Source organism: Pedobacter sp. Leaf250, assembly GCF_920984735.1.
In the GTDB taxonomy this organism is placed as follows: domain Bacteria; phylum Bacteroidota; class Bacteroidia; order Sphingobacteriales; family Sphingobacteriaceae; genus Pedobacter.
This window is the reverse complement of the sequence record NZ_CAKLBU010000007.1, coordinates 40,083-64,922: the sequence shown is the minus strand read 5'-3', so window position 1 is coordinate 64,922 and position 24,840 is coordinate 40,083. Positions and strand designations below refer to the sequence as shown.

23 protein-coding genes are annotated in these 24,840 nt (G+C 36.6%); 16 read left to right on the top strand and 7 right to left on the bottom strand.

Features of this window, described 5'->3' with window-relative positions; translation table 11 throughout:
- Nucleotides 1-20: 20 nt before the first annotated feature.
- The 14 genes from LUA91_RS07755 (at nt 21) to LUA91_RS07690 (ending at nt 12,915) form a co-directional block, all read left to right on the top strand.
- Nucleotides 21-1,031 carry a 2Fe-2S iron-sulfur cluster-binding protein gene (locus tag LUA91_RS07755; RefSeq protein WP_231425466.1) on the top strand — a complete coding sequence of 337 codons (1,011 nt, stop codon included), beginning with the start codon at nt 21-23 and terminating at the stop codon, nt 1,029-1,031.
- Entirely contained in the window at nt 1,031-2,068 is a 1,038-nt protein-coding gene (gene nuoH / locus LUA91_RS07750) for an NADH-quinone oxidoreductase subunit NuoH (protein ID WP_231425465.1), read from the top strand. Before LUA91_RS07755 ends, nuoH begins: the two co-directional genes overlap by 1 nt.
- Nucleotides 2,069-2,070: 2 nt before the next feature.
- Nucleotides 2,071-2,574 carry an NADH-quinone oxidoreductase subunit I gene (locus LUA91_RS07745; protein WP_231425464.1) on the top strand — a complete coding sequence of 168 codons (504 nt, stop codon included), beginning with the start codon at nt 2,071-2,073 and terminating at the stop codon, nt 2,572-2,574.
- A 112-nt stretch (nt 2,575-2,686) separates the two neighbouring features.
- Nucleotides 2,687-3,190, top strand: coding sequence for an NADH-quinone oxidoreductase subunit J (locus tag LUA91_RS07740; protein ID WP_010601898.1), 504 nt, complete (start codon nt 2,687-2,689; stop codon nt 3,188-3,190).
- Complete coding sequence (gene nuoK, locus LUA91_RS07735; RefSeq protein ID WP_010601897.1) at nt 3,190-3,519, top strand: NADH-quinone oxidoreductase subunit NuoK; 330 nt, start codon at nt 3,190-3,192, stop codon at nt 3,517-3,519. The genes LUA91_RS07740 and nuoK overlap by 1 nt, the downstream gene beginning before the upstream one ends.
- A gap of 13 nt (nt 3,520-3,532) precedes the next feature.
- A complete protein-coding gene (gene nuoL / locus LUA91_RS07730; RefSeq protein WP_370633615.1) occupies nt 3,533-5,434 on the top strand; it encodes an NADH-quinone oxidoreductase subunit L in 1,902 nt (633 codons plus the stop codon).
- A 20-nt stretch (nt 5,435-5,454) separates the two neighbouring features.
- The gene (locus LUA91_RS07725; RefSeq protein WP_231425463.1) at nt 5,455-6,915 is read left to right on the top strand and encodes a NuoM family protein; all 1,461 of its coding nucleotides are present in this window, start codon (nt 5,455-5,457) and stop codon (nt 6,913-6,915) included.
- A 3-nt stretch (nt 6,916-6,918) separates the two neighbouring features.
- Nucleotides 6,919-8,292: an NADH-quinone oxidoreductase subunit N gene (locus LUA91_RS07720; RefSeq protein WP_231425462.1), complete on the top strand. Its 1,374-nt coding sequence runs from the start codon at nt 6,919-6,921 to the stop codon at nt 8,290-8,292.
- A gap of 47 nt (nt 8,293-8,339) precedes the next feature.
- Nucleotides 8,340-8,996 carry a DedA family protein gene (locus LUA91_RS07715; RefSeq protein ID WP_231425460.1) on the top strand — a complete coding sequence of 219 codons (657 nt, stop codon included), beginning with the start codon at nt 8,340-8,342 and terminating at the stop codon, nt 8,994-8,996.
- Nucleotides 8,997-8,999: 3 nt separating this feature from the next.
- A complete protein-coding gene (locus LUA91_RS07710; RefSeq protein WP_231425459.1) occupies nt 9,000-9,551 on the top strand; it encodes an inorganic diphosphatase in 552 nt (183 codons plus the stop codon).
- A complete protein-coding gene (locus LUA91_RS07705; RefSeq protein WP_231425458.1) occupies nt 9,551-10,975 on the top strand; it encodes a hemolysin family protein in 1,425 nt (474 codons plus the stop codon). The genes LUA91_RS07710 and LUA91_RS07705 overlap by 1 nt, the downstream gene beginning before the upstream one ends.
- 8 nt (nt 10,976-10,983) lie before the next feature.
- Entirely contained in the window at nt 10,984-11,688 is a 705-nt protein-coding gene (locus LUA91_RS07700) for a 16S rRNA (uracil(1498)-N(3))-methyltransferase (protein ID WP_231425457.1), read from the top strand.
- A complete protein-coding gene (locus LUA91_RS07695) occupies nt 11,685-12,410 on the top strand; it encodes a DUF4159 domain-containing protein (protein WP_231425456.1) in 726 nt (241 codons plus the stop codon). The genes LUA91_RS07700 and LUA91_RS07695 overlap by 4 nt, the downstream gene beginning before the upstream one ends.
- A 4-nt stretch (nt 12,411-12,414) precedes the next feature.
- Nucleotides 12,415-12,915, top strand: coding sequence for an acetyl-CoA carboxylase biotin carboxyl carrier protein subunit (locus LUA91_RS07690; protein ID WP_231425455.1), 501 nt, complete (start codon nt 12,415-12,417; stop codon nt 12,913-12,915).
- 58 nt (nt 12,916-12,973) lie between these two features.
- Here LUA91_RS07690 and LUA91_RS07685 read toward each other — a convergent pair whose 3' ends face one another.
- Complete coding sequence (locus LUA91_RS07685; protein ID WP_231425454.1) at nt 12,974-14,653, bottom strand: SUMF1/EgtB/PvdO family nonheme iron enzyme; 1,680 nt, start codon at nt 14,651-14,653, stop codon at nt 12,974-12,976.
- A 743-nt stretch (nt 14,654-15,396) separates the two neighbouring features.
- Here LUA91_RS07685 and porV point away from each other — a divergent pair.
- Entirely contained in the window at nt 15,397-16,584 is a 1,188-nt protein-coding gene (gene porV / locus LUA91_RS07680; protein WP_231425453.1) for a type IX secretion system outer membrane channel protein PorV, read from the top strand.
- A gap of 47 nt (nt 16,585-16,631) precedes the next feature.
- A complete protein-coding gene (gene ispF, locus LUA91_RS07675) occupies nt 16,632-17,111 on the top strand; it encodes a 2-C-methyl-D-erythritol 2,4-cyclodiphosphate synthase (RefSeq protein WP_231425452.1) in 480 nt (159 codons plus the stop codon).
- Between the two features lie 313 nt (nt 17,112-17,424).
- On the opposite strand, the gene LUA91_RS07670 is transcribed toward ispF, so the two are convergent.
- The 6 genes from LUA91_RS07670 to LUA91_RS07645 all read right to left on the bottom strand — a co-directional run bounded on the left by LUA91_RS07670 (nt 17,425) and on the right by LUA91_RS07645 (nt 24,744).
- A complete protein-coding gene (locus LUA91_RS07670) occupies nt 17,425-20,826 on the bottom strand; it encodes a glycosyltransferase (RefSeq protein WP_231425451.1) in 3,402 nt (1,133 codons plus the stop codon).
- Between the two features lie 234 nt (nt 20,827-21,060).
- Nucleotides 21,061-21,930, bottom strand: a complete 870-nt coding sequence (locus tag LUA91_RS07665) for a pirin family protein (protein WP_231425449.1) — start codon at nt 21,928-21,930, stop codon at nt 21,061-21,063.
- 67 nt (nt 21,931-21,997) lie between these two features.
- Nucleotides 21,998-22,528, bottom strand: a complete 531-nt coding sequence (locus LUA91_RS07660) for a YceI family protein (protein ID WP_231425448.1) — start codon at nt 22,526-22,528, stop codon at nt 21,998-22,000.
- Nucleotides 22,529-22,745: 217 nt separating this feature from the next.
- A complete protein-coding gene (locus LUA91_RS07655) occupies nt 22,746-23,333 on the bottom strand; it encodes a Crp/Fnr family transcriptional regulator (RefSeq protein ID WP_231425447.1) in 588 nt (195 codons plus the stop codon).
- A gap of 11 nt (nt 23,334-23,344) precedes the next feature.
- Complete coding sequence (locus LUA91_RS07650; RefSeq protein ID WP_231425446.1) at nt 23,345-23,503, bottom strand: FeoB-associated Cys-rich membrane protein; 159 nt, start codon at nt 23,501-23,503, stop codon at nt 23,345-23,347.
- Nucleotides 23,504-23,556: 53 nt separating this feature from the next.
- Nucleotides 23,557-24,744, bottom strand: a complete 1,188-nt coding sequence (locus LUA91_RS07645) for a hypothetical protein (RefSeq protein WP_231425445.1) — start codon at nt 24,742-24,744, stop codon at nt 23,557-23,559.
- Nucleotides 24,745-24,840 lie beyond the last annotated feature (96 nt).

Below are 24,840 nucleotides of genomic sequence, written 5' to 3'. Positions count from 1 at the left end.
TTCACTTTTGAATTTTACTAATGAGTGATAAAGTTAAGGTTACGATAGACGGGATAACAGTAGAGGTTGATAACGGAACCACTATCCTAAATGCTGCAAGGCAAATTGGAGGTGATATCGTTCCACCTGCAATGTGCTATTATTCTAAATTAGAAGGCAGTGGTGGTAAATGCCGTACCTGTATTGTTAAGGTAACAAAAGGTTCGGAAAAAGACCCTCGCCCAATGCCAAAATTGGTGGCATCTTGCCGTACAACTGTAATGGATGGTATGGAAGTGTTAAATATTACTTCACCTGAAGTTTTAGAAGCACGTGCAGGTGTGGTAGAAATTTTATTAATTAACCATCCTTTAGATTGCCCGGTTTGCGACCAGGCTGGCGAATGTGATTTACAAAATTTAGGTTATGAGCATGGATTGCAAAAAACTCGTTATGAGTTTGAGCGTCGTACTTTTGACCGTATTGATATTGGCGATAAAATCCAGTTGCACATGAATCGTTGTATTCTGTGTTATCGTTGCGTTTTCACTGCTGATCAGATTACAAATAAACGTGTTCACGGCATCTTAAACCGTGGTGATCATTCAGAAATTTCTACTTATATCCAACAAGCAGTTGATAACGATTTCTCTGGAAACGTAATTGATGTTTGTCCTGTTGGAGCATTAACCGATAGAACTTTCCGTTTTAAAAACCGTGTATGGTTTACCAAGCCTGTTGATGCACATCGCAATTGCGACCATGAAAAATGCAACGGTAAAGTAACGCTTTGGTATAAAGGTGAAGATGTATTACGTGTTACAGCTCGTAAAGATCAGTTTGGTGAAGTAGAAAGTTTCATTTGTAATACTTGTCGTTTCGATAAAAAAGCGACATCAGATTGGGTTATTGAACATCCAACGCATATTGATGATACTTCAGTAATCGCATCAAATCACTACGAAACACTAAAACCTTTGCACGTTATTCAGCCAAATGAGGCTTTACAGGCTGCAAATGAAATTGAATTACATAAAACGGTTAAATACTAATGGATACAGGTTTTATCATAGAAAAATTTATTCTGGTAGCGGTAATTTTCGGTATCAGTTTGGTAATTGCCATGTATTCTACCTATGCAGAGCGTAAGGTAGCAGCTTATCTTCAAGACCGTTTAGGTCCGGATAGAGCTGGTCCTTTTGGTATTTTACAGCCCTTGGCCGATGGTATCAAAATGTTTATGAAAGAGGAAATTATTCCTACTACATCAAACAAATGGTTATTTATAGTTGGTCCTGGTTTGGCATTACTTTGTGCATGTATTGGTACAGCAGTTATTCCATGGGGAAGTCCGATGGAAATTGGAGGTAAAATAGTTCCATTACAGGTAGCAGATATTAACGTTGGTGTTTTATACATCTTTGGTGTAGTTTCTTTAGGTGTTTATGGTGTGATGATTGGTGGTTGGGCATCAAATAACAAATACTCTTTATTGAGTGCTATCCGTGCAGCTTCACAAAACATCAGTTATGAAATTGCAATGGGTTTGTCTATCATCGCTTTGCTTTTAATGACCAATACTTTAAGCTTAAAAACAATTGTTGAGCAGCAACATGGCTGGCATTGGAATGTATTATATCAGCCATTAGGATTTTTAATCTTCATGGTGTGTTCTTTTGCAGAAACCAATAGAGCGCCATTCGATTTACCAGAATGTGAAACAGAGTTAATCGGTGGTTATCATACGGAATACTCTTCAATGAAATTAGGTTTTTACCTATTTGCTGAATACATCAATATGTTTGTTTCATCAGCAGTTATGGCAACCCTTTATTTTGGTGGTTATAACTATCCGGGTATGGATTATATGGCAACATTGCTAGGTCCAACTTGGGCACCGCTATTCGGAACAGCTATTTTATTTGCTAAAATATTCTTCTTCATCTTTTTCTTCATGTGGGTACGTTGGACAATCCCTCGTTTCCGTTACGATCAATTGATGAATTTGGGTTGGAAAGGCTTAATACCTTTGGCTATTGCCAACATTATAATAACTGGAATTGTGATTGCGATTATTGAGAAGTTTTAATTATGGAATCATTAAGTAACAAGAAAAAAGTACTGGAACAAAAGCCTTTGAGCTTTATGGAGCGTATGTACCTGCCTGCTATTGCAAAAGGCATGGGCATTACCATCAGCCACTTATTCAAGAAAGAGGCTACAGTAAGATATCCTGAAGTAGAACGTGAATTTTCTGCAAACTTTAGAGGAATGCACTCACTTAAACGTGATGAAAATGGCAAGGAGCGTTGCACAGCTTGTGGTTTATGTGCTTTATCTTGCCCTGCAGAAGCGATTACAATGATTGCGGCAGAACGTAAACCGGAAGAGAAGGATTTATATCGTGAGGAGAAATATGCTGCAACTTACGAAATTAACATGTTGCGTTGCATTTTCTGTGGGTTATGTGAAGAGGCTTGTCCGAAAGAGGCTATTTACTTAGACGGGCCAATTGTACCAGCAGATTATTTACGTAAGGATTTTATTTACGGAAAAGATAAGTTGGTTGAGGCTCCATTGGAGATGAAAAAATAATTTTAACCAGTGCGTCATTGCGAGGAACGAAGCAATCCTAAAGCGATGACTATAAAAAATGAGATTGCTTCGTACCTCGCAATGACGAGGTGTACTAACAAATAACAAATTAATGAGTACACAAGTATTCTATTTCGTAGCCACATTAAGTATCATCTTTTCGCTGATGGTGATTTTTGCAAAAAATCCAATCCACAGTGTATTGTACTTAATCCTTACCTTTTTCACATTCACGGTACATTATGTATTATTGAATGCACAGTTTTTGGCTGTAGTAAACTTCATTGTTTACATGGGTGCCATCATGGTATTATTTTTATTTGTACTGATGCTCCTCAACCTGAACAAGGAAACTGAGCCAGTAAAATCGCCATTGATTAAAATTGTAGGTGTAATTGCAGGCTGTTGTTTGGTTGTAACCTTAGTTGGTTCTTTCAAAGCAGCAAGCATTAACAGTCCTTTAATTTTGAAAAACCCTGGATTAGGTTTGGTAGAAAACTTAGGTAAAGAGCTTTTTGGACCATTCTTGTTACCATTCGAATTATCATCTCTATTACTATTGGCAGCAATGGTTGGAGCCGTTTTATTATCTAAAAGAGATGAGGTAGAAGCATAATGGAAAATTTAACTACACAAATGGCAGGCGTTCCGCTAAATCACTACATCTATTTATGTGCAATTATTTTCACAATAGGGGTAATAGGTGTGTTAACGCGTAGAAATGCAATCGTAATTTTTATGTCGGTTGAATTGATGCTAAACGCTGTAAACTTGCTTTTGACAGCTTTTTCGGTACACAGCAACGACCCATCCGGACAAGTTTTCGTATTCTTCATTATGGCGCTTGCCGCTGCAGAGGTTGCAGTTGGTTTGGCTATTATTGTAATGGTTTACAGAAATACGAAATCGATAGATATTAATGTTTTAAATCGCCTTAAGTGGTAAATATATATTAAGAATGACAATAGAACAATTGATTTGGTTAGTTCCATTACTTCCGTTATTAGGGTTCGTAATTAATGGACTGGGCAGAAAATCTTTATCTAAAGGACTTGTTGGTATCATTGGAAGTGGTGTTATTTTGGCTTCCTTCATCATCAGCGTGGTTATTTTCTTTAGTTTACAAGGCGATACACAAAAATCTCACGAAGTATTTTTATTCGATTGGATTAGCGCAGGAACATTACATATTCCGCTTTCATTTCTGGTTGATCCGTTGAGTTCAATCATGCTTTTGATTATAACTGGAATTGGTTTCCTAATCCATTTATATTCTACCAGCTACATGCATGATGATGAAGGATTCGGAAAATTCTTTTCTTATCTTAATCTGTTTGTGTTCTTCATGTTATTATTAGTACTGGGTTCAAACTACATCGTGATGTTTATTGGATGGGAAGGTGTAGGGTTATGTTCATACCTTTTAATCGGGTTTTGGTACACAAACAGTTCTTATGCTTCGGCAGCTAAAAAAGCTTTCGTAATGAACCGTATTGGTGATTTAGGATTTTTGTTAGGTGTATTCTTAATCTTTACTACTTTCGGCAGTGTAGAATTTGCTAAAGTGTTTCCACAGGCGGCAAATATGTTACCTGGACAAAATACTTTGTTTTTAATCACAGTGCTCTTATTTATTGGTGCTTGTGGTAAATCGGCACAATTGCCATTGTTTACTTGGTTACCAGATGCAATGGCCGGACCAACGCCTGTTTCTGCGTTAATTCACGCGGCAACAATGGTAACAGCAGGTATTTATATGATTGCCCGTTCGAGCGTTTTATTCGATTTGGCACCGCTTACCCAAAATATCATTGCGATTGTAGGTATTACAACAGCTTTAGTTGCTGCAATTATTGCTTTAACTCAAACAGATATTAAAAAAGTACTGGCTTATTCAACGGTATCTCAATTGGGGTATATGTTTTTAGGTTTAGGCGTTGGCGCTTATACAGGTTCATTTTTCCATGTATTAACTCATGCATTCTTCAAAGCACTGTTATTCTTGGGCGCAGGTTCGGTCATTCATGCCATGCATCACGAACAAGATATGCGCCACATGGGCGGATTGAGAAAAAAACTACCAATCACTTTCTTAACCATGATGATTGGTACAATTGCAATTGCTGGTTTACCGCCATTTTCAGGATTCTTCTCTAAAGATGAAATTTTAGCAAATGCATATCAGGCCAGTCCAATTCTTTGGGGCGTTGGGGTATTAACGGCATTCTTAACTTCATTTTATATGTTTAGAATGATGTTCCTAACTTTCTCTGGAAAATATAGAGGTTCTCATCATGAAGAAAGTCATGTACACGAATCGCCAAAAGCAATGACGATTCCATTAATCATTTTGGCAATTTTAGCTGCAATTGGTGGAGCCATTAATATTCCTCATGTTTTTGGAGGAAACGAATGGTTAGCGCACTGGTTAACAGGAGCAGGTGTTGCTCAACACGAATTAGAATTAAGTCACTCAACGGAATTTACCTTAATGGGCGTTTCGGTTGTAGCTGCTATCATAGCCCTACTTTACGCTTATACAAGATACGTTAAAGGTGCACGCGTTCCTGTTGCTGATGAGGCGCCGCGTTCAGCACTGGCAAAATTATCATACAATAAATTCTATTTAGATGAGATTTACGATTTCATCATTACAAAACCTTTAGATGCTTTTTCAAGATTTTTCTACAGAATTATCGATACAAAATTCATTGATGGAATTGTAAATGGATTAGGTTGGAGTACAAACGAGGCAAGTAAAGGCGTACGTTTATTACAAAGTGGGAACGTGGGTTTCTACATATTTATGATGGTATTCGGTATCATCGCATTGCTTGCTTATACATTTTATTACATATAAAAAGGGTTCAAAAATAAATAATGGAACAACTTTTACTACTTATATTTCTTCCACTTGTTGGTGCTATCATTACAGCATTTTCAGGTAAGTCGGCAAAAATAGTTTCGACCGTAATTTCGGTTGCTTCCTTAGGCCTGGCTTTGTTTATTGCTTGTAACTTCATTCCGAATGCAAGTACACAGTTCGAGGCTAACTTACCTTGGATTGCTGATTTAGGCATTCGCTTTCATGCAGGTATCGATGGTATTAGCATGTTGGTTGTATTGCTTACCAATTTGTTGATCCCGATTATCATTTTATCAAGTTACCGACACGATTATAAAAACCCGGCAGCTTTTTATGCATTGATTTTGTTCATGCAAACGGGCTTGTTATTGGTTTTTACTGCAATGGATGCTTTCTTATTCTACATTGGATGGGAAGCTGCTTTGATTCCAATTTATTTCATCTGTGCTTTCTGGGGTGGAAAAGACCGGGTTCGCATTAACATGAAATTTTTCGTTTATACGATTGCAGGATCATTGTTTATGTTGATGGGGATAATTTACCTATACTTACAAAACCCTGCTCAAAATTTCGATATTCAGGCATTCTACGCTTTAAATTTAGATAGCGAACAACAAGGCTGGATTTTCTGGGCCTTTTTTATCGCTTTCGCTATTAAGATGCCGATTTTCCCTTTCCATACCTGGCAACCAGATACTTATACAGCAGCACCAACTCAGGGAACGATGTTGTTATCAGGTATCATGTTGAAAATGGGTATTTACGGCGTAATCAGATGGTTGCTGCCAATTGTACCAACAGGCGTTCAGGATTGGTCATGCTTGGCAATGGTTCTATCCATCATTGGAATAGTTTATGCATCATTAATTGCTTTCACGCAGAAAGATGCCAAACGTTTAGTCGCTTATTCATCTATTGCTCACGTTGGATTAATCTCGGCAGGTATTTTTGCCTTAAATCAACAAGGTATGCAAGGAGCAATGGTGCAAATGTTAAGTCACGGTATAAACGTAGTTGGTTTATTCTTCGTTTTAGATATCATATTTTCTCGTACCAAAACCAATAAAATTCAAGAATTGGGTGGTATTGCTAAAGCCGCACCACAGCTGGCAATTGTTTTCTTGATCATTGTTTTAGGTACAGTAGCTTTGCCAGGAACGAATGGTTTTATTGGAGAGTTCTTGTTATTAATGGGCGTTTACAATTATGGAATTTGGGCAGCAGCAATTGCAGGATTAACCATCATTTTCGGAGCAGTTTACATGTTGCGCATGTACCAAAATGTAATGCTAGGAAAAACAAACGAATTAACAATTACTTTCACCGACATTCACGGAACTGAAAAATTGGTACTATATATCATTTGTGCTTTAATTATCATTTTGGGTGTTTATCCTAAACCATTATTGCACTTAACAGAGGCATCTGTACAACATTTATTAGAACAGGTAAATCAAAAATTAACAGTAAAATAAGCAATGAATATTATAATAACCATTAGTATAACCGCTTTTATTGTACTTTATGCAGGTTTGTTTAAAGCTAAGAAAGCATTATTGCCGCTTACTGTTGTTGGCTTGCTTACTGCCTTAGGCTTTACTGTTTCCGCATGGAATGGCAATGCTGTTCATTTCGGAATGATGCAAACAGATAACTTTGCACTTGCATTTTCAGGTGTTTGTATTATTGGCACACTTTTGATTTTTCTTTTAACACAAAACTATTTCCACTCAAAAAGTGATAACATAGCCGAATATTACACCTTAATTCTTTTTGCCCTTGCGGGAATGGTTATGATGGTGTCGTATAAAAACATGGCGATGTTGTTTGTTGGATTGGAAATTATGTCTGTGAGTTTATATATCCTTGCAGGTATCCGTAAAAAGGATTTCGCATCAAACGAGGCCTCATTAAAATATTTCTTGATGGGTGCTTTTTCAACTGGTTTCTTATTGTTCGGGATCACCTTAATTTACGGTGCTTCTGGTTCATTCGATTTAGATAAAATTCAAGCCTATTTAGTAGATAACAGCAAAGCAATCTCACCAATCTTTTATCCGGGGTTAATCCTGATGATGATTGGCTTATGCTTTAAAGTTGGTGCTGCGCCTTTTCACTTCTGGACACCAGATGTATATGAGGGTTCGCCAACTTTAATTACTACTTTCATGAGTACTGTGGTAAAAACAGCTGGTTTTGCTGCTTTTTTAAGATTATTTGCGGATGCTTTTGCACCACTTCACGATTTTTGGGTTGCGCCTTTAATTGTTATCGTTTGCTTAACCTTATTTATTGGTAACGTTACGGCTTTGTTCCAAAAGAATTTCAAGCGTATGTTGGCTTATTCGAGTATCTCTCATGCTGGATATTTATTGTTCTCTTTGGTAGTAATTGGAGCCAACTCTCAAAATAGTGTATTAGTATATGCTGCTGCTTATACTTTTGCATCAATCATCGCTTTTGCGGTATTAATTTTGGTAAAACAAAAAACCGGAAGCGACAGCTTTGAAAGCTTTAATGGACTTGGAAAGAAAAATCCATTGGTAGCATTATCTTTAACGGTTGCGATGTTATCTCTAGCTGGTATTCCTTTAACTGCTGGATTCATAGGCAAGTACCTTATGTTTCTAAACGTAATGGGCGAATACAAAATGTTATTGGTTGCTTTCGCAATTTTAAATGCTTTAGTAGGTTTCTACTATTACTTTAAGGTTATTGTTGCAGTATGGTTTAGAGATGGTGCAGAAACAGAACTTTCTACTCCTGTGCAATACAAAGTTGTTTTGGCTGTTTCAGTGGCAATAACAATAATTTTGGGTATTTATCCTACAATAATTTTAAACCTAATATAGATATGCACTGTTAGATAATTATTTGTAGTTTTACAAATAATTGAAATATGCAGGATTTCTGGAACCACCTACAGCATTTGATTGACCCCGAAAAATTATTGAGGGAGGGCGGTTTCTATCTAGTCGTATTTGTCATATTTGCCGAAACAGGCCTATTCTTTGGTTTCTTCCTTCCTGGAGATTATTTGTTATTCCTGGCAGGAATGTTCGTTGCAACAGGAAAATTAGATGTAAATATTGCGGTTTTATTAGCTGGGTTATGTGTTGCAGCCATCTCCGGTAATTTTACTGGCTATTGGTTTGGAAGAAGAACAGGTCCTTTGCTCTATACAAGAAAGGATACATTCTTTTTTAAAAAGAAATATTTGAAGGCGGCAGAAGAATATTACAATAAGCAAGGTGCCTTTGCTTTAATCATGGGCCGTTTTGTACCTATTGTTAGAACATTTGCGCCAATTTTTGCAGGCGTTGTTAAATTAGATTTCAAACGATTTGCATTTTATAATGTTGTAGGTGCAATACTTTGGATTTGTTCATTAACGCTTTTGGGATATTTTTTAGGCAAAAGATTTGAAAAGGAAATAAACCATTATCTATTATATATTATTATTGGGTTTATCACTATCACAACTATCCCTTTATTGATTACCTTTGTAAAAAGAAAAGTGAAAAGTCCCGAAGGGGAAAAAAAAGATTTAAATTAAAAAATGGCAAAAGACGATCATCACGCATGGCATAGCGTATCTCCTGGTAAAAACGTTCCAGAAATTGTAAACGCAATCATTGAAATTCCTAAAGGCTCGAAAGCCAAATATGAAATAGATAAAGAATCGGGACTAATTAAGTTAGACAGGGTTCTTTTTTCATCAGTAATGTACCCGGCAAATTATGGTTTTATTCCGCAAACTTATTGCGATGATAAAGATCCATTAGATATTTTAGTGCTTTGTTCAGTTGATGTTTTCCCAATGACGTTAATCGAAGCTAAAGTTGTGGGTGTAATGCACATGGTTGATAATGGTGAACAAGACGATAAAATTATTGCTGTTGCAGCACATGATATGTCGGTTAACTACATCAATGATTTGGATGAATTACCTCCACACCAAATGAAGGAAATTGTTCGTTTCTTTCAAGATTATAAAGCATTAGAAGAGAAAAATGTAACTATCGAACATTTATTAGGTGTTCGTTATGCGCACAAAGTAATTAAAGAAAGTATAGAGCTTTACAATACAACATTTAAAGAATTAGCATAATGGATTTACCCACGGCCTGCTTGTTTTTAAATATTGAGATTAGTACAATATTGCCCACCAATTTTATTTTGGTTGCTTTAGAAGAACCGGATACCACATCTGTGGGCTGGAGATTATTTCTAGCATTATTTCTGGTATTACTAAATGGATTTTTTGTTGCTGCAGAATTTGCCATCGTAAAAGTTCGTGCCTCTCAAATTGAAATCAAAGCAAAAACAGGTAGCCGGGTTGGTAAAATGGCTAAAACCATCATCCATAATCTGGATGGTTATTTAGCCGCCACACAGCTAGGTATAACGCTTGCATCACTTGGCTTAGGTTGGGTTGGTGAAGGCGTTATGCATACAATTTTCAAAAATCTTTTTGATAGCTTGGAATGGGGTTTTAGCGATGCAACTATTCATACCGCATCAACAATAGTAGCCTTTTCATTGATTACAGTAATGCATATTGTATTTGGTGAGTTGGCTCCTAAATCATTTGCTATTCAAAGACCAGTAGCTACTACCTTATTCGTTTCAGTGCCACTTCAAATTTTTTATGTGGTTTTCAAACCATTTATTTGGACATTGAACAGCCTTGCAGCGATTATTCTCAAGCCTTTTGGGATTGATACCTCCGCAGGTCATGAATCTTTGCACAGTACCGAAGAACTTCAATATTTGTTAGATCAAGGAAAGGAAAGTGGGGCTTTAGATAATAACGAGCATGAATTAATTAAAAACGTTTTCGATTTTAATGAGCGTGTTGTAAAAAACATTATGGTGCCTCGTACTAAAATTTCGGGTATCGAACTATCTTCATCAAAAGAAGAAGTTATTAATAAAATTATTGCTGAAGGGTATTCTCGTTTGCCTGTTTATGATGAGATAATGGATAAAATCGTTGGTATCATTCACGCGAAAGACATCTTGCCATTAGTGGCTTCAGGCAACCAGCATTGGACATTGAACGATATCATTCGTAAACCTTATTTCGTTACAGAAACCAAAAAAATTAACGATTTAATGAGCGAGCTACAAAGCAACCGCATTCAGATTTCTATCGTTTTGGATGAGTTTGGCGGTACGGCTGGTATGGTTACCCTTGAGGATATTGTTGAAGAACTTGTTGGCGAAATTCAAGATGAGTACGATGAAGAAAAACCTTTAGTTGAAAAAGTATCTGATAACGAATTTATTGTGAATGCTTTTGCAACGGTTTATGATGTAAACGAACATTTACCTCACGATTTACCAGAAGACGAAGACTTTGATACTGTTGGTGGTTTGGTGTCTCACGTCTTTGAAAGGATTCCAGAAGTGGGCGAAAGTAATGAGTCTTATGGTTACCTGTTTACCATCTTAAAGAAAACCGAACAAAACATCGAAACCATAAAATTGGAATTGGTATTGAATAAAGAAGATCAGGTTGATAATCACTAATTTCAACAATGCATATTTTCTATACGCCAGATATTGACCAAAATACCTACACACTTAATGAAGAGGAAAGCAAACATTGTGTTAGGGTATTAAGATTATCAATTGGCGCAGTAGTTAATTTGGTTGATGGTAAAGGTGGTTTTTACACAGCCGAAATCACTTCTGATAATCCTAAAAAGGTTAGTTTAAAAATCCTAAACGTAGTAACAGCATTTCATAAAAGAAATCATTATCTACATATTGCTGTTGCGCCAACCAAAAACATCGATCGTATAGAATGGTTTCTGGAAAAGGCAACAGAGCTTGGAATTGATGAAATTACACCAATCATCACCGATCGATCTGAACGGAGAGTGGTGAAGGAAGATCGGCTAAACAAAGTAATAACATCTGCTGTAAAGCAATCCATAAAAGCTTATCATCCAAAATTAAACGATGCAATTTCTTTCGATTCATTTTTAAAAACTCCCTTTCAAGGAGATCAATTAATTGCGCATTGCATCGATAATGGCGACAAAAAATATATCTCAGACTTAATAATACCTCATCAAAAATATCTTGTCCTTATTGGCCCTGAAGGAGATTTCACCCCTGAAGAAGTTGATTTAGCTTTGAATAAAGGCTTTAAACCATTAACTTTAGGAGATAACAGATTGCGCACCGAAACTGCAGCATTATCTGTTTGTTTTGAAATCAATTATCTTAACCGATGAAAAGAGTTGAAAGTTATAAGTTAAAAGTTTTAGGTCTTGGTTTATTATTGTTAAAACGATTAGTTATACAAGCGTTTGTCTTTATTCCTTGCTCCTTATTCTTTATTCTTGTCTCATTTACCGTTCCATCTTATCGAATGGGAAAATTGAAATACAGCGGTGGTGGAGATTGGTATGCTGATAGAACAGCATTGCCTAACTTGATTGCATTCTGCAATTCCAATTTGAAAACAAATTTTTATCCCGAAGAAAGCATAGTAGAGGTTGGCTCAAAAGAACTATTCAACTATCCATTTGTCTACATGACAGGGCATGGTAATGTAGTTTTAAATGATCAGGAGATTAAAAACCTAAGGCAGTATTTAAGTAACGGCGGTTTTCTGCATATTGATGATAATTATGGTTTGGATAAATTTATCAGGCCTCAAATGAAAAAGGTTTTTCCAGAACTAAATTTTGTGGAACTGCCATCCCATCACGCCATTTACAATCAAAAGTTTAAGTTTCCTGGTGGTTTGCCAAAAATTCACGAACACGATAATAAACGACCACAGGGATTTGCGTTGATATATAAAGGTAGAGTGGTTTGTTATTATACTTTTGAGTGCGATTTAGGCAATGGTTGGGAAGATTTTGGCACTTATCCCGAAGATACTCAAGATACTCGTAACAAAGCGCTTAAAATGGGCGCTAATTTAGTTCAATACGCTTTAACGCAATAACAATATGTATAAGGTAAAAGTTAATGATCAGTTTCAATTTGATATTGAAATTAACCATAATGTGCTTAAACTGAATGGAGAGGAACTGGCTTTGGATTCAATAAATTCAAACAACAATTCTTCGCACGTGCTTTATCAAAATAAATCGTATAATGCCGAAGTGGTATCGTTTGATGGTGCTGAAAAAACCTGTTCTATAAAAGTTAATGGTGTAATTTATCAGGTTAAAGTGGAGGATCAATTTGATCAGTTACTAAAACAGATGGGGATGGATAATCTCGCTTCAAATAAAATTTCGGAGATAAAAGCACCAATGCCAGGTTTAGTTTTAAATGTTTTGGTAGCAGAAAATGCGGAAATTAAAAAAGGAGATAATCTTTTGATATTGGAGGCCATGAAGATGGAAAATATTTTGAAATCTTCAGCCGATGGCATCGTAAAAAAGGTGTTGATTCAAAAAGGGGATAAAGTAGAAAAGAATCAAATACTGATTCAATTTAAATAATCAAACAGTTTTAGAAGCACAAAAAAAGTCCCAATTCTTTCGAGTTGGGACTTTTTAGTTATTTACCTCTACTTACTCTATATGGTCTTGGAGGAGGTGTTTTAAAACTTCTTTTTCCTGATGTACTAATTTCTGGTGCGCCTAACATTGTCATAGCGCAACGGAAACCTATTTCAGCTGATGATTCATCCTGTGATAAGAAACGTCTGGTCGCTGGGTTTAACCAATAAGCCATGTCATTCCATGAACCGCCTTTATATACTCTTGATTTATCATTAATCAAAGTAACACCTTCTTCATTTAGAAGAAGATTTTGCTTATCTCTATAACCTCTCTGATCGGCTTGATAAGTTGTAGCTGCTGTAGCACTTTGCGGATCAGTTGATTTTGAAATAGAATCTACACGTTTTGCCTGTGCCTGTTTTTCAGCCCAGGTTTGTTTTCTTCCTGAATAAGCATTTTCTTTAATGGGGTTGCCATATTTATCTAATGCAATTTTTCCAGTTTGTGCGTTATCCAGCTTCTTGTTTTCGAAGTAGTTACCACGGTAAGGATTAAAGGCATCGGCATCGGTAAATGTTCCTGTTCTGTAAACGTCATTAACCCATTCGTTTACATTACCAGCCATGTTGTACAATCCGAAATCATTCGGAGTATATTGAATTACCGGAACGGTTAAATCACCTTTATCATTTAATGAACCACCAACACCCATATAGTCACCAGGAGCTCTCTTAAAGTTGGCCTGGATCATACCGCGTGTTTTTTTAGCAGCAGAACTAACGCCTAAGCCATTCCAAGGATATATCTTATTTTGATTGATATTTTCGTATTCAGTATTGCCAATTAGGCCCAATGCAGCATATTCCCATTCTGCTTCAGTTGGTAAACGATATGGTTGCATAATTACACCATCTTCCAATGTTGCTGTTCTTCTTGGCTGAGTATTTCCTTTGCCACCTGCAGTAGCGCCAGCAGTTCCTGTAGCCGCCCCAGCTTTAGTATTATAGTCAATTGGTGCAGATTTACCAATATCCTGATATTGGCCATTGATATAAGCGTCAGTATTGAAAGGTTTATCTGGTCTGGGAGTTGCAGCCGCAGTAGTAGCGCCGTTTTTACCGGTATTTCCACCGGCTAACGTTTTATAATCTGTTAAGATACCTTTTTCACGTAAAATAAATTCGTTGGCACGTGACGTTCTCCACTGACAGTAGCGGGAAGCCTGCTCCCATGATACGCCTACAACAGGGTAATCGCGGTAAGCCGGGTGACGTAAATAATTGTCTACGTAAGGCTCATTGTATGATAATGCGCTACGCCAAACCAAAGTATCGGGTAGTTCATTGTAATAAAACTCTTGGTCCTCAGGGAAGTTATATCTAATCCAATGTAAGTATTCCAGCCAATCAGTATTCGATACTTCAGTTTCATCCATATAAAAAGAAGGCACTGTTACCTGTCTTTTATAATTGTAAATATTTGGCTCGATACCAGGAACTTCGATTGCACTTCCGCCTACAACTAAAACACCGCCCTCAATTGGAATTAATCCAGGTCCAGGTGCTCTTTTGTATTGGGTAGCTACGGCAAAAGCACCAGATTGGTTTGTTTTGCTTTTTCTATCTGCATAAGGAACACCAGTTTTGCTAGAACTGTTTCCTCCCTTAGAGCTACAAGCACTTAGCAATGCCGCTAACGACAAACAAGTAAAAGAATAAAGTATAAGTTTTTTCATATATAGTACAGGGGACGATCGCCTGATGACGATTCAACTGATAAAATTAAGTAATTTTAGTGAATATATAAATATTGTGACAATAAAATACAGATTATATTTTTATCCCATAACGTATTATTTTATGACGTATTGTGTCTTTTAAAATTTTAGCCGATTTATTTGATAATTAGTTATGATTAAGCGTTATAAAATTAGTTCATTTATTGACTGGGAATGTGCCCAGAAATTGTGATATAAAAGATAAAATCAGGCTGGGCTGTAATTAAAGGAAGCGACAGGTGCTAGGCTTAATAGCGCAAAGTAACAACGAAGTTATCACTGTGTGGAATCATTTTTTACGAACTATAGGCAGTTAATATGATGATTGCTAGCAAAAGATAGCAGCAAATGGTGCCATTATTTCAGTTATTATCATGAAAAATGCTTGATTATAAATTGAACTACTGGCAAAAGCTGTTTGTGTAAAAGTAAAAGCAACCGAAAATTAATGATGCAATTGCCGATATATAGAATAGCCTTTTTAAAATGAAAAATAATGAATAAAATCTTAAAGCTGTAAGTGCTTATTAGTTATTAGTTACGGTTTTTACGGTTTCATCAAACTGTAAAATTCGTAGGTTAAATTAGTAAATAATCACATATTTCGTAATTTGGTAAAATATAATTTTCGGTTTTGCGTTATCAGGGTAATCTCCAGTATAACAATATCCCGAAGATCTAAAATTACGTACCTTTAAAGGATGAATTTCAAGTACATCAGTAAACTTGCTTTTTCTGCACTCTCTTTGGCCTTGGTATTTGGTAAAACAAATGCGCAAGTGGCTATAGGTACAACTCAAACCAACGGTAGCGAATCCAATAACATTGTAACAGCTGTTCCTTTTTTATTAATCACGCCTGATGCCCGTTCAGGTGCCATGGGCGATGCAGGTGTTGCCGTTGCCGGTGATGTAAATTCTGCCAGTATAAATGCCTCAAAATTGGCTTTCATTGATAAACCTTACGGATTTTCAGTTTCTTATAGTCCTTGGTTAAAAAGCTTAGTACCCGATATTAACCTGGCCTATTTAAGCGGATTTTATAAACTTGATGATCGAAATACGATTGGGGCTTCACTAAGATATTTTTCATTAGGTTCTATTCAATTAACAGATGTTAATCAAAGAGATTTAGGCATAGCAAACCCCAATGAATTGGCATTTGATGTTTCATTTGCCAGAAGTTTTGGAGAAGAATTTTCACTTGGTTCATCATTAAGATATATTTATTCAAATTTAGCATCTGGCCAACTATCATCATCTGGTCAGGTACGCGGCGGTAAATCTGTGGCTGTTGATGTTTCAGGATTGTATAAAACCGCCACCACAATGTTCGGCAAGCAAGCCATAGTATCGGCTGGCGCCAACATATCAAACATTGGTACTAAAATGAGTTATTCGGATGGGGGAGAAAATTTTTTCTTACCAACCAATTTCAAATTAGGTGGCGCCTCTACAATTGTTGTTGATGATTACAGCACCTTTACCTTTGCGCTTGATTTTAATAAATTATTGGTACCCACACAACCCATTTACGATTCGAACAACAACATTATCAGCGGTAAAGATCCAAACCGGTCTGTTCCTGCTGGTATTTTTGGTTCATTTTCTGATGCGCCGGGTGGCTTTAGCGAAGAATTAAGAGAAGTTGGTATTTCTACAGGGTTGGAATATTGGTACAATCAGCAATTTGCGTTAAGAGCAGGTTACAATTATCAAAGTCCTATGAAAGGCGATAGCAGATACTTCACTTTGGGTTTGGGTTTAAAATACAACGTTTTCAATATCGATTTTTCCTATTTGCTGGCAAACGCACAAACAAGTCCATTGGCCAATACCCTCCGTTTTGGTCTTTTGTTTAACTTCGGCGATAAGAAAATCGTTAAATAACGTTTCACTAACATACAATTATCAGTTTTAAATAATTCCCTTTCATAATGAAAATTAGAGTAGGCTTTGGCTTTGATGTACATCAACTTAAAGATCAGCACCCTTTTGTGGTTGGTGGCGTAACTTTAGATCATCATAAAGGTGCTTTTGGTCATTCGGATGCTGACGTATTGCTCCATGCCATTTGCGATGCGCTACTCGGAGCGGCAAATTTGCGTGATATTGGTTTCCACTTCAAAAATACCGACGATCGCTGGAAAGGGATTAGCAGTATTATTTTGCTTAAAGAAACGGTAAAATTATTAGCCGATAAAGGTTGGCAAGTTGGAAACATTGATGCCATGCTTTGTTTGGAAGCGCCAAAAATTAATCCTCATATTCCAGCAATGCAAGAAAACATTGCCAGTGCAATTGGAATTAGCACAGAGGAAATTTCCATCAAGGCCACTACTAACGAAACGATGGGTTTTGTTGGAAGGGAAGAAGGTGTTGTAGCCTACGCAGTGTGTTTAATTGAAAAAAACTGAGAGAATTTGTAGGGCAAGGCCTGCTTACAAATTTAAGCGACTTCCCGTTTTTCGCTTTTACACTTCGCTCGTCATGATTCCTCGCTGTTGGGTAACGCTGCAACCGGGGCTAGAAATCAAAAATTGTATTTCATGGTGAGGTCTGCATGCTGCCAAACTTTGTTTTTAAACCTAACAATAGCGGCAGCTCCCGATTTTTCATCGGCACTATAGCGGATGGCAGGGCTGCCGGCTGCCAGGAGCTCAGCCGTTCATTTCCAATTCATAATTTCTCGGGTTTTATGGATGTTTTATGTATCTCGCTCCATAATCATTAAACCATCGCCTCCTTCACATTTCCAGTCCTTTTAAGTGTTCCCCATGTTTCCAATTCTCCTTTTATGGCTTTTCTAAACGAGCGGAATAAAACCAAATACATCAATTGCCTCCAGAAAAAACGCTGAGGAAAAAGATAAAGCAGGTTTTTGAATTTTTCCTTTTCCATTTTAAAGGCAATTGAAGCAAAAATCATATCCACAAAAATGAAAATCAAATAATAAAAAAATACCTGCCCGAAACCATTGTGCAAACTTAGTATTCCTGAAAAACCCGTGAGCGTTAGATTGTTAATGGCGCTTAAAGAGCATAGTCCGCTAATTAAGGAAATAAGCATAAATAAATCTGCTAACGGTGAAAATAAAGGCAAAATAATCTGGTAAATTAAAATATTTGGCATTCCCACCATCCCAAAATAGCCGTATTTTTTGTTCAATAATGTTTTTCTGTTTTTCCAAAAACTTTGCATTACGCCAAAGCTCCAACGAAAGCGTTGCTTCAATAGCATGTTGACCGTTTCTGGTGCTTCTGTATACGCTATTGCCGAATCGCAGTTTTTTACTCGGTATCCTGCCCTCAAAATTCGCATGGTTAAATCGCAATCTTCCGCTAAAGTATCAATAGTAAAACCGCCAACTTCTAAAACAACCTGTTTTCTAAATGCGCCAATTGCTCCAGGTACAACGGTAATGGTATTTAGCATATCAAAAGCCCGCCTATCCATATTTTGTGCGGTGATGTATTCTATCGATTGCCATTTGGTAATTAAGTTATGCGCATTCCCAACCTTCACCGTACCAGCAACTGCTGCAATTTGCGCATCATAAAAGTAACGCATCAATTCGGTTACCGCATTCGCTTTCAGTTGCGTATCGGCATCTATACAAATGATATATTCAGCGTTGGCCATGGCAATTCCATAGTTTAGTGCAGAAGCTTTACCTCCATTTTCTTTGCGGTAAACCTTAACTTGTGGATGGTTTCCGAAATGAGCATCAATGATTTCGAAAGTTTTGTCTTTTGATCCATCATCAACAAAAATCAATTCAAAATTCGGATAGTCGATTTTTAATAAACTATTAATGGTTTGTACTGCGGTAATTTCTTCGTTGTAAGCCGGAATAATAATGCTCACCTTTTCATTAGGATGCTGAATCAGTTTTCCATTCTTTTTTGCTTTTTTATTTTGTTTGATGGCTAAATAAGCTATAAAAATTGTTCTTAAAATTGCTAAAACAATGGCAACAGAAAACACGGTATTCAAAATGATATTGCCGTAGTAAAAGAATCGGATAAAGAAATAATCTCCCGAACCAGTGAAACCACTCGTTGCATCAGAATTTACGGCAGGCATTAATTCAGATCTTTTCTTTCCCATCAAATCGCCAACGGTAGTAAAAGTATAACCTTGCGATTTAAAATATTTAATAATTCTGGGCAAGGCTGCAACTGTTGCTTCGCGGTTTCCACCTGCATCATGCAAAAGAAGAATATTCCCATTGTCTTTTTGCTTCACCACCTCATTAAAAATTTGATCTGCAGTTTTGCCAGGTTCCCAATCTTCAGGATCGATATATTCACCAATATTAATGTAGTTTTCTTTACGACTTTGTGCTACAGGAAGAATTTCGGAGATGTTTTGTGGCTCTGCATCGGCATTAAAGGGTGCCCGAAATAAAATTGTGCTGTGTCCGGTAACTGCTTCAATTAATCTTCTTGTGGCATTCAGCTCAAATTTTACACGGCGTGGCCCAATGGCCGACATATCTGGATGGAAGAAGGTATGGTTACCAATTTCGTAGCCTTCATCATATTCTTGTCGCAACAATTCCATATTTTTTTCGGCCATTATGCCCACTACAAAAAAGCAGCCCGGAACTTTTTCTTGCTTTAAAATATTCAGTACTTGCGGTGTGTAAACCGGGTCAGGACCATCATCAAAAGTTAGGGCAATTTTTTTATCGGCTTCGCCAAATCTTTTAATTACATATTTTTCTGGTAAACGAATATATTCCTGATTGGCAATGGTAAAATCAGTTTTGTTAAGCGTGAATTGTACAGATCCAAGTTTTGGGGTAGAAACCAAATCCAGAATCTCTCCATCGCCGATATAAGAGATACCACCCATATTCAAAACTGATATTTTACGGAGATCGAACGGTTTTTTCTGAAGTGTATCTAAACTCAAATCATCAGAAATGAACGACCATAAACGTTTGTCTTCCGAACCTAAACGCCACAAAGCAATCCCTGCAATGTCCCAATCATCCGCTTTGCGTATAATATTGAAATAGGTAGCTGCATCAGTAAAATATACATCATGTTTAATTCCACTGCCATCGCTATAACTGTAATTTAAATTTGCAGAGCCTGGATTGTAATTGATTTTACTTTTATAATTCACAGCTACTGTCATGGCTTCCTCGTAGGTTACAGATTTACCTACGCTGTTTTTAGGCCAATCGTAGCCGTAACAAGCTAAAGCAAGAATCACTTTGTTCGCATCTACTTTACTGCAAATCTGATCGAGTTTTTCCTCCACCCATTGTTGGTTCGATACATCTCCGGCATTACTTTGGTCGGTATGCTGATCATAAGCCATCAATACGATATAATCATTGTATTGCTGTAAAATTTCTGGTTGATAATCGTCGTTTTCAGGGGAAATATCTTGAGAAACGATTAATTTTTCTGCATGAAACTGAACGTAAAGATTCTTCATAAATGCATTAAATGGTGCACTATTCTCTAAGTTAAGTTCTTCGAAATCAATGTTAATACCTTTGTATCCCTGTTTTTTAACAATAGCAATTAAATTGGATATTAATTTTTGCTGCGCCGGAATGTTATTTAGCAAACGTTTTACGGCTAAACCATCCCAATGGTCTTTATTGAAATTTGATACCACGGCAATCGCAGATTTTTTGCCTGAATGTATCACTTTCAAAGCTGCCGTATCTGTTTTATCAACTATTGAATCGCCATTTAAGAAAAGTGATTCGGTGGCTACCATATCTAAATGACCAATATTTCGTTTAAGATCTGAAAGAGATTCATTTTTTGTTCCTGCCCAGCTCACATAAAATGCCATATTAACTCGCTTATGATCACAATGTTTGGTTAAAATTCGGTGCTCACGATCTTTTTTAATTTTCTGAAGCTTTGACTTTTCTATAAAGAAGGCTTTGTATTGCTTCGATTTTTTTAGTTTTTCTAATTGCTTTGATGTGAGTGGAGAGTTCGTGTTGATAAAGGGCAAATTGGGTGCCTGTACTGATGATAAGGTGAATGCAACACAAATGATTGCGATAATGAAAACCAAAAAGAAGGAACGGCTTACCCATGTAAAGGTGTTCCATCGTCTTTTAGTCTCAGTTTGAAATATTTGTTTTCCGGACATTTTTCTTCTGATTTATAGTCAAATGTCAAGAACGAATATGAAGATTGTATGAAAATAGATTTGAAGCGCAATGACAGCAGCTTATTTTAATGTTCGTCCTGCTCATATGCTATATTCCCAATGAAAAAAGAATCGGGAGATATCACTTCAATCAGGGCTATGAAAATAAATTTGTGCAAAAAAGCCGGCAAATTTAAAAAAGATGCCGGCTCAAAATATAAACTATAAACCTGTTTACTCTTCTAAATAGCCAAACTTTCCTTGGTTATAATCTGAAATTGCTTCGTTTATTTCTGCCTCGGTATTCATTAAAAATGGGCCGTATTGAGCAATAGGTTCATTAATGGGCTCACCACTTAAAATTAATAGAACAGAATTTTCCAGTGCTTCAACTATAACTTCTTCTCCTTCATTTTTGAAGTGTATAAAATTATCTGCAGAAACAATTTGGCTATTATTGATTTTAACTGAACCTTCGATTATCATAAAGCCGGTGTTAAAATTGGCCGGGAAGTTAAAAGCGGCTTTTCCACCATTATTTAACCTTGCATTATATAATTCAATAGGCGTAAATGTACTGGCATTACCCTGAATGTTTTGGTAGTTGCCTGCAATAACTTCGATTTTTCCACCATTTTCAGACAGAACAAAATTAGCCATATTGGCCTGTTTAATTCCCTGATACTTTGGATTGCTCATTTTATCTTTCGCAGGCAGGTTCACCCAAAGCTGTACCATTTGAAACGGGCCGCCGGTTAAACTGTAATTCTGCTCATGATATTCTTTATGTAAAATGCCGCTTGCCGCCGTCATCCATTGTACATCGCCAGGATAAATAACACCGCTGTTGCCAGAGCTATCGTGATGTGCAACCGCCCCGTGATATGCAATGGTTACCGTTTCAAACCCACGATGTGGATGAACACCAACGCCACGAGGTTCTTTCCTTGCAGAAAAATCTATTTTCGAGCCGTAATCCATCAAGAAAAACGGACTCATATTGATTTGATATCCGCCAGGGAAAAAATTATGTACCCTAAAGCCATCGCCAACCATATGTGGAGCTGGTGCTTTTAAAATGTTGGCTATGTGTTTTGTTTCCATAATTTGAAGATTTAGTTTAGCATTTGGCGATATGTATTTAGAACTCATACCTCCAAACACCTAACGCTTAAGCTCCTTTTACGAACTGTAATTCGCCCAAAATACGTACCTCTTCACTCACCATAACACCACCTGTTTCTAATGCAGCGTTCCAAGTTAGGCCAAAATCAGAACGATTAATTTTTCCGCTTAATGTAAAACCAGCTTTTGTATTTCCCCATGGGTCAGTTGCAATACCGCCAAATTCTGCAGTTAATTTTACAGGTTTAGTTTCGCCTTTGATGGTTAAATCGCCTTTAACAATATAATCGCTACCGTCTTTTTCTATTGATGTTGATTTGAATTCAATGTGCGCAAATTTTTCAGCATCAAAAAAATCGCCGCTTTTTAAGTGGTTATCACGATCTGTATTTCCGGTATCTAATGAATCAATATCCCCTTTAAAAGAAATTTCTCCGTTTTCAAATTCATCACCTTCAGAAGTTAAATCTGCAGTGAAAGATTTTAAGCTACCTGTCACGGTAGTAATCATTAAGTGTTTTACTTTGAATTGTAATTCGCTGTGGGTTGGGTCTAATGCCCATTTAGTAGTTGCCATATCTTTTTGTGTTTGAGATGTTTAATGTTTACAATACAAAAGTACAGCAAGGATATTATGTAGAAATTGATGTATGGTAATTAATTAGCAGAATTTAAGGTCGATAAGATTTTCATGATTAAAGTGCTTACTAAACAGTATCGAGTTAAGAAATAGTGGATTAAAATTATTTTCTACATCTTATCATGCAAATCCTCCAATCCCGAAAATCCTGATCCTATGGTCTGAAGTGTTTATTCGCCAGTTCTTTTCTTACCCTGCTTAACGATTCTGGTGTAATGCCTAAGTAAGAGGCAATCATCCATTGAGGAACGCGTAGAGTAAGGTTAGGGTAGAGTTTAATAAAATCGAGATAACGTTCTTCGGCAGTTGCACTTAAAAGCATATTAATTCTTTTCTGCATAAAACGAATTGAATTATTTAACAGTCGGGTATGCATAGGTTGTAAACATGGAACTTGTATGGCGGCTTGTTCCATAAAATCATTTGGCATAATTATCACCTCAGTTGCTTCGATGGCATCAATAAAAAATACTGATGCTTCGTTATTCATGCTGTTTCTATCTGAAATTAGCCAGTTTTCTGGAGCAAATTGAAGGATGTGTTCTTTGCCTTTTGAATCTATTGAGTACGCTCTTAGTAAACCCTTGCAAACAAAAAATCCATGTTTGGTAATGTCGCCGGTGTATTGAATAATTTCATTTTTATCAAACTTCTTTATTTTCAAATCGGCAGAAATGCTGTCGAATTGCTCATCAGTTATTTGAATTTTTTCTTTAAGGTAATTTTTAAACTGATTAATCATAAAAGAGCGGATTACTTTTTAGCAGGCTTGATATCCGAAAAATCTACACCGCATTTGCAATTGCCGCCGCAGCCATCTTTTTTTACCTTTAGAGATTTATAAACCAAACGGCCAACATATACCAATGCAACCGCAAAAAGTAAAAAGACTAAAATCGTTTGAGTATCCATAAAGCAAATATAAGTTGATCTGAAGGTTTTGGGTTCAGATAAATGTAAAAAGGTTATTCTTCCATAAATCCTACCGTTCCGCCAACCCAATCGAAATCTGCATTATAACGAACACCAATCATTTTGCCCTTGCTTAATCGGCCCAAATTGGTGCAAAGTTGAGGTTCGCCACCATCCGGCCACAAATACATCATCCTAATTTCTGCCTTTACACTACCATCAGGCGATTGAACAGCGGGTTCATAAATAACCTTTCTTTGCAAAATCCAGTTTTCAGGATCAGGAATATTGTTGATATCACTTTCCGTTACATCAATAATAACACCCATTCCGGCGAAAGAAAACAATGGTTTCAAAACATAATTTTCCAAATCTGCAGGAATACTTTCTACCTGGCTTAAAAAACAGGTTTCGGGAACAAACTCACTGTTTAAAAATGGCATGGTGTATTTACTGATTCTGTAAAACCAGTTTGGATGCGTTACCCATTCAATATCCAATTCTTCCCTTGGGTCGAAACTGTTTTTGAATATTTCCGTATCGCCGGCAACTTCATCGAATATTAATCGGTTATAAATTCTTTTTAACTGAATTTGCTTGCCATCCTCTTCGTAAAATAATTGCTTTCCAATTTTCTTGATGTCTTCTAAAGCGAGGACTTTAATACCCAGCATTTTTTGGGTGACAAAAAAATCGATTGCTGTTTTTTGGTTTGGCGCATCAACATCCATCAGCGCAACTTGATGTGGCTGATGCTTTCCTATAATAACCTCTTTAAAAAGTTTGATGTATTTTTCTTCATCAAAACCATTTAAAAAATGATTTACAGCATTATCAATGTCAAAACACTTACGAAAGGTGTTTGCCAAATGAATTTGAAAACCATAAAGCGATGGAAATCCCTGCATTTCGATTAACATTGGGGTTAATTCGCCTGCCTCATTTTTACAAATGCCAAAATCAAAAGTTAAAAAGTGTGGTTGTTCATTTTCATTTGGAACGTTCCAATCTGCAGGAATTGAATTTTGTGTTAGGTCCTTAAAGTTTGGCTGTTTTATTAAGCTTATAATTTCCTCTCCGGCTGCTATTAACTTATTCTTTAATTCCTTTGGGATGAAAATTGGCGTTTCAGCCACACGAAATGGGATTTCAATATAATCACTTTCTAGTTCAGTAATGAAATTTTTATATTTTTCGTCAGTAAACTGTTGGTTATATTTATGTCTTAGAGCTGGTATCATATTTTTCTTTTAATAATGTCTTCATTGCGAGACATGAAGCAATCTTAATGCTTCGTGCCTCGCAATGAAGATTGCCTAAAGAATAGATAAAATTGA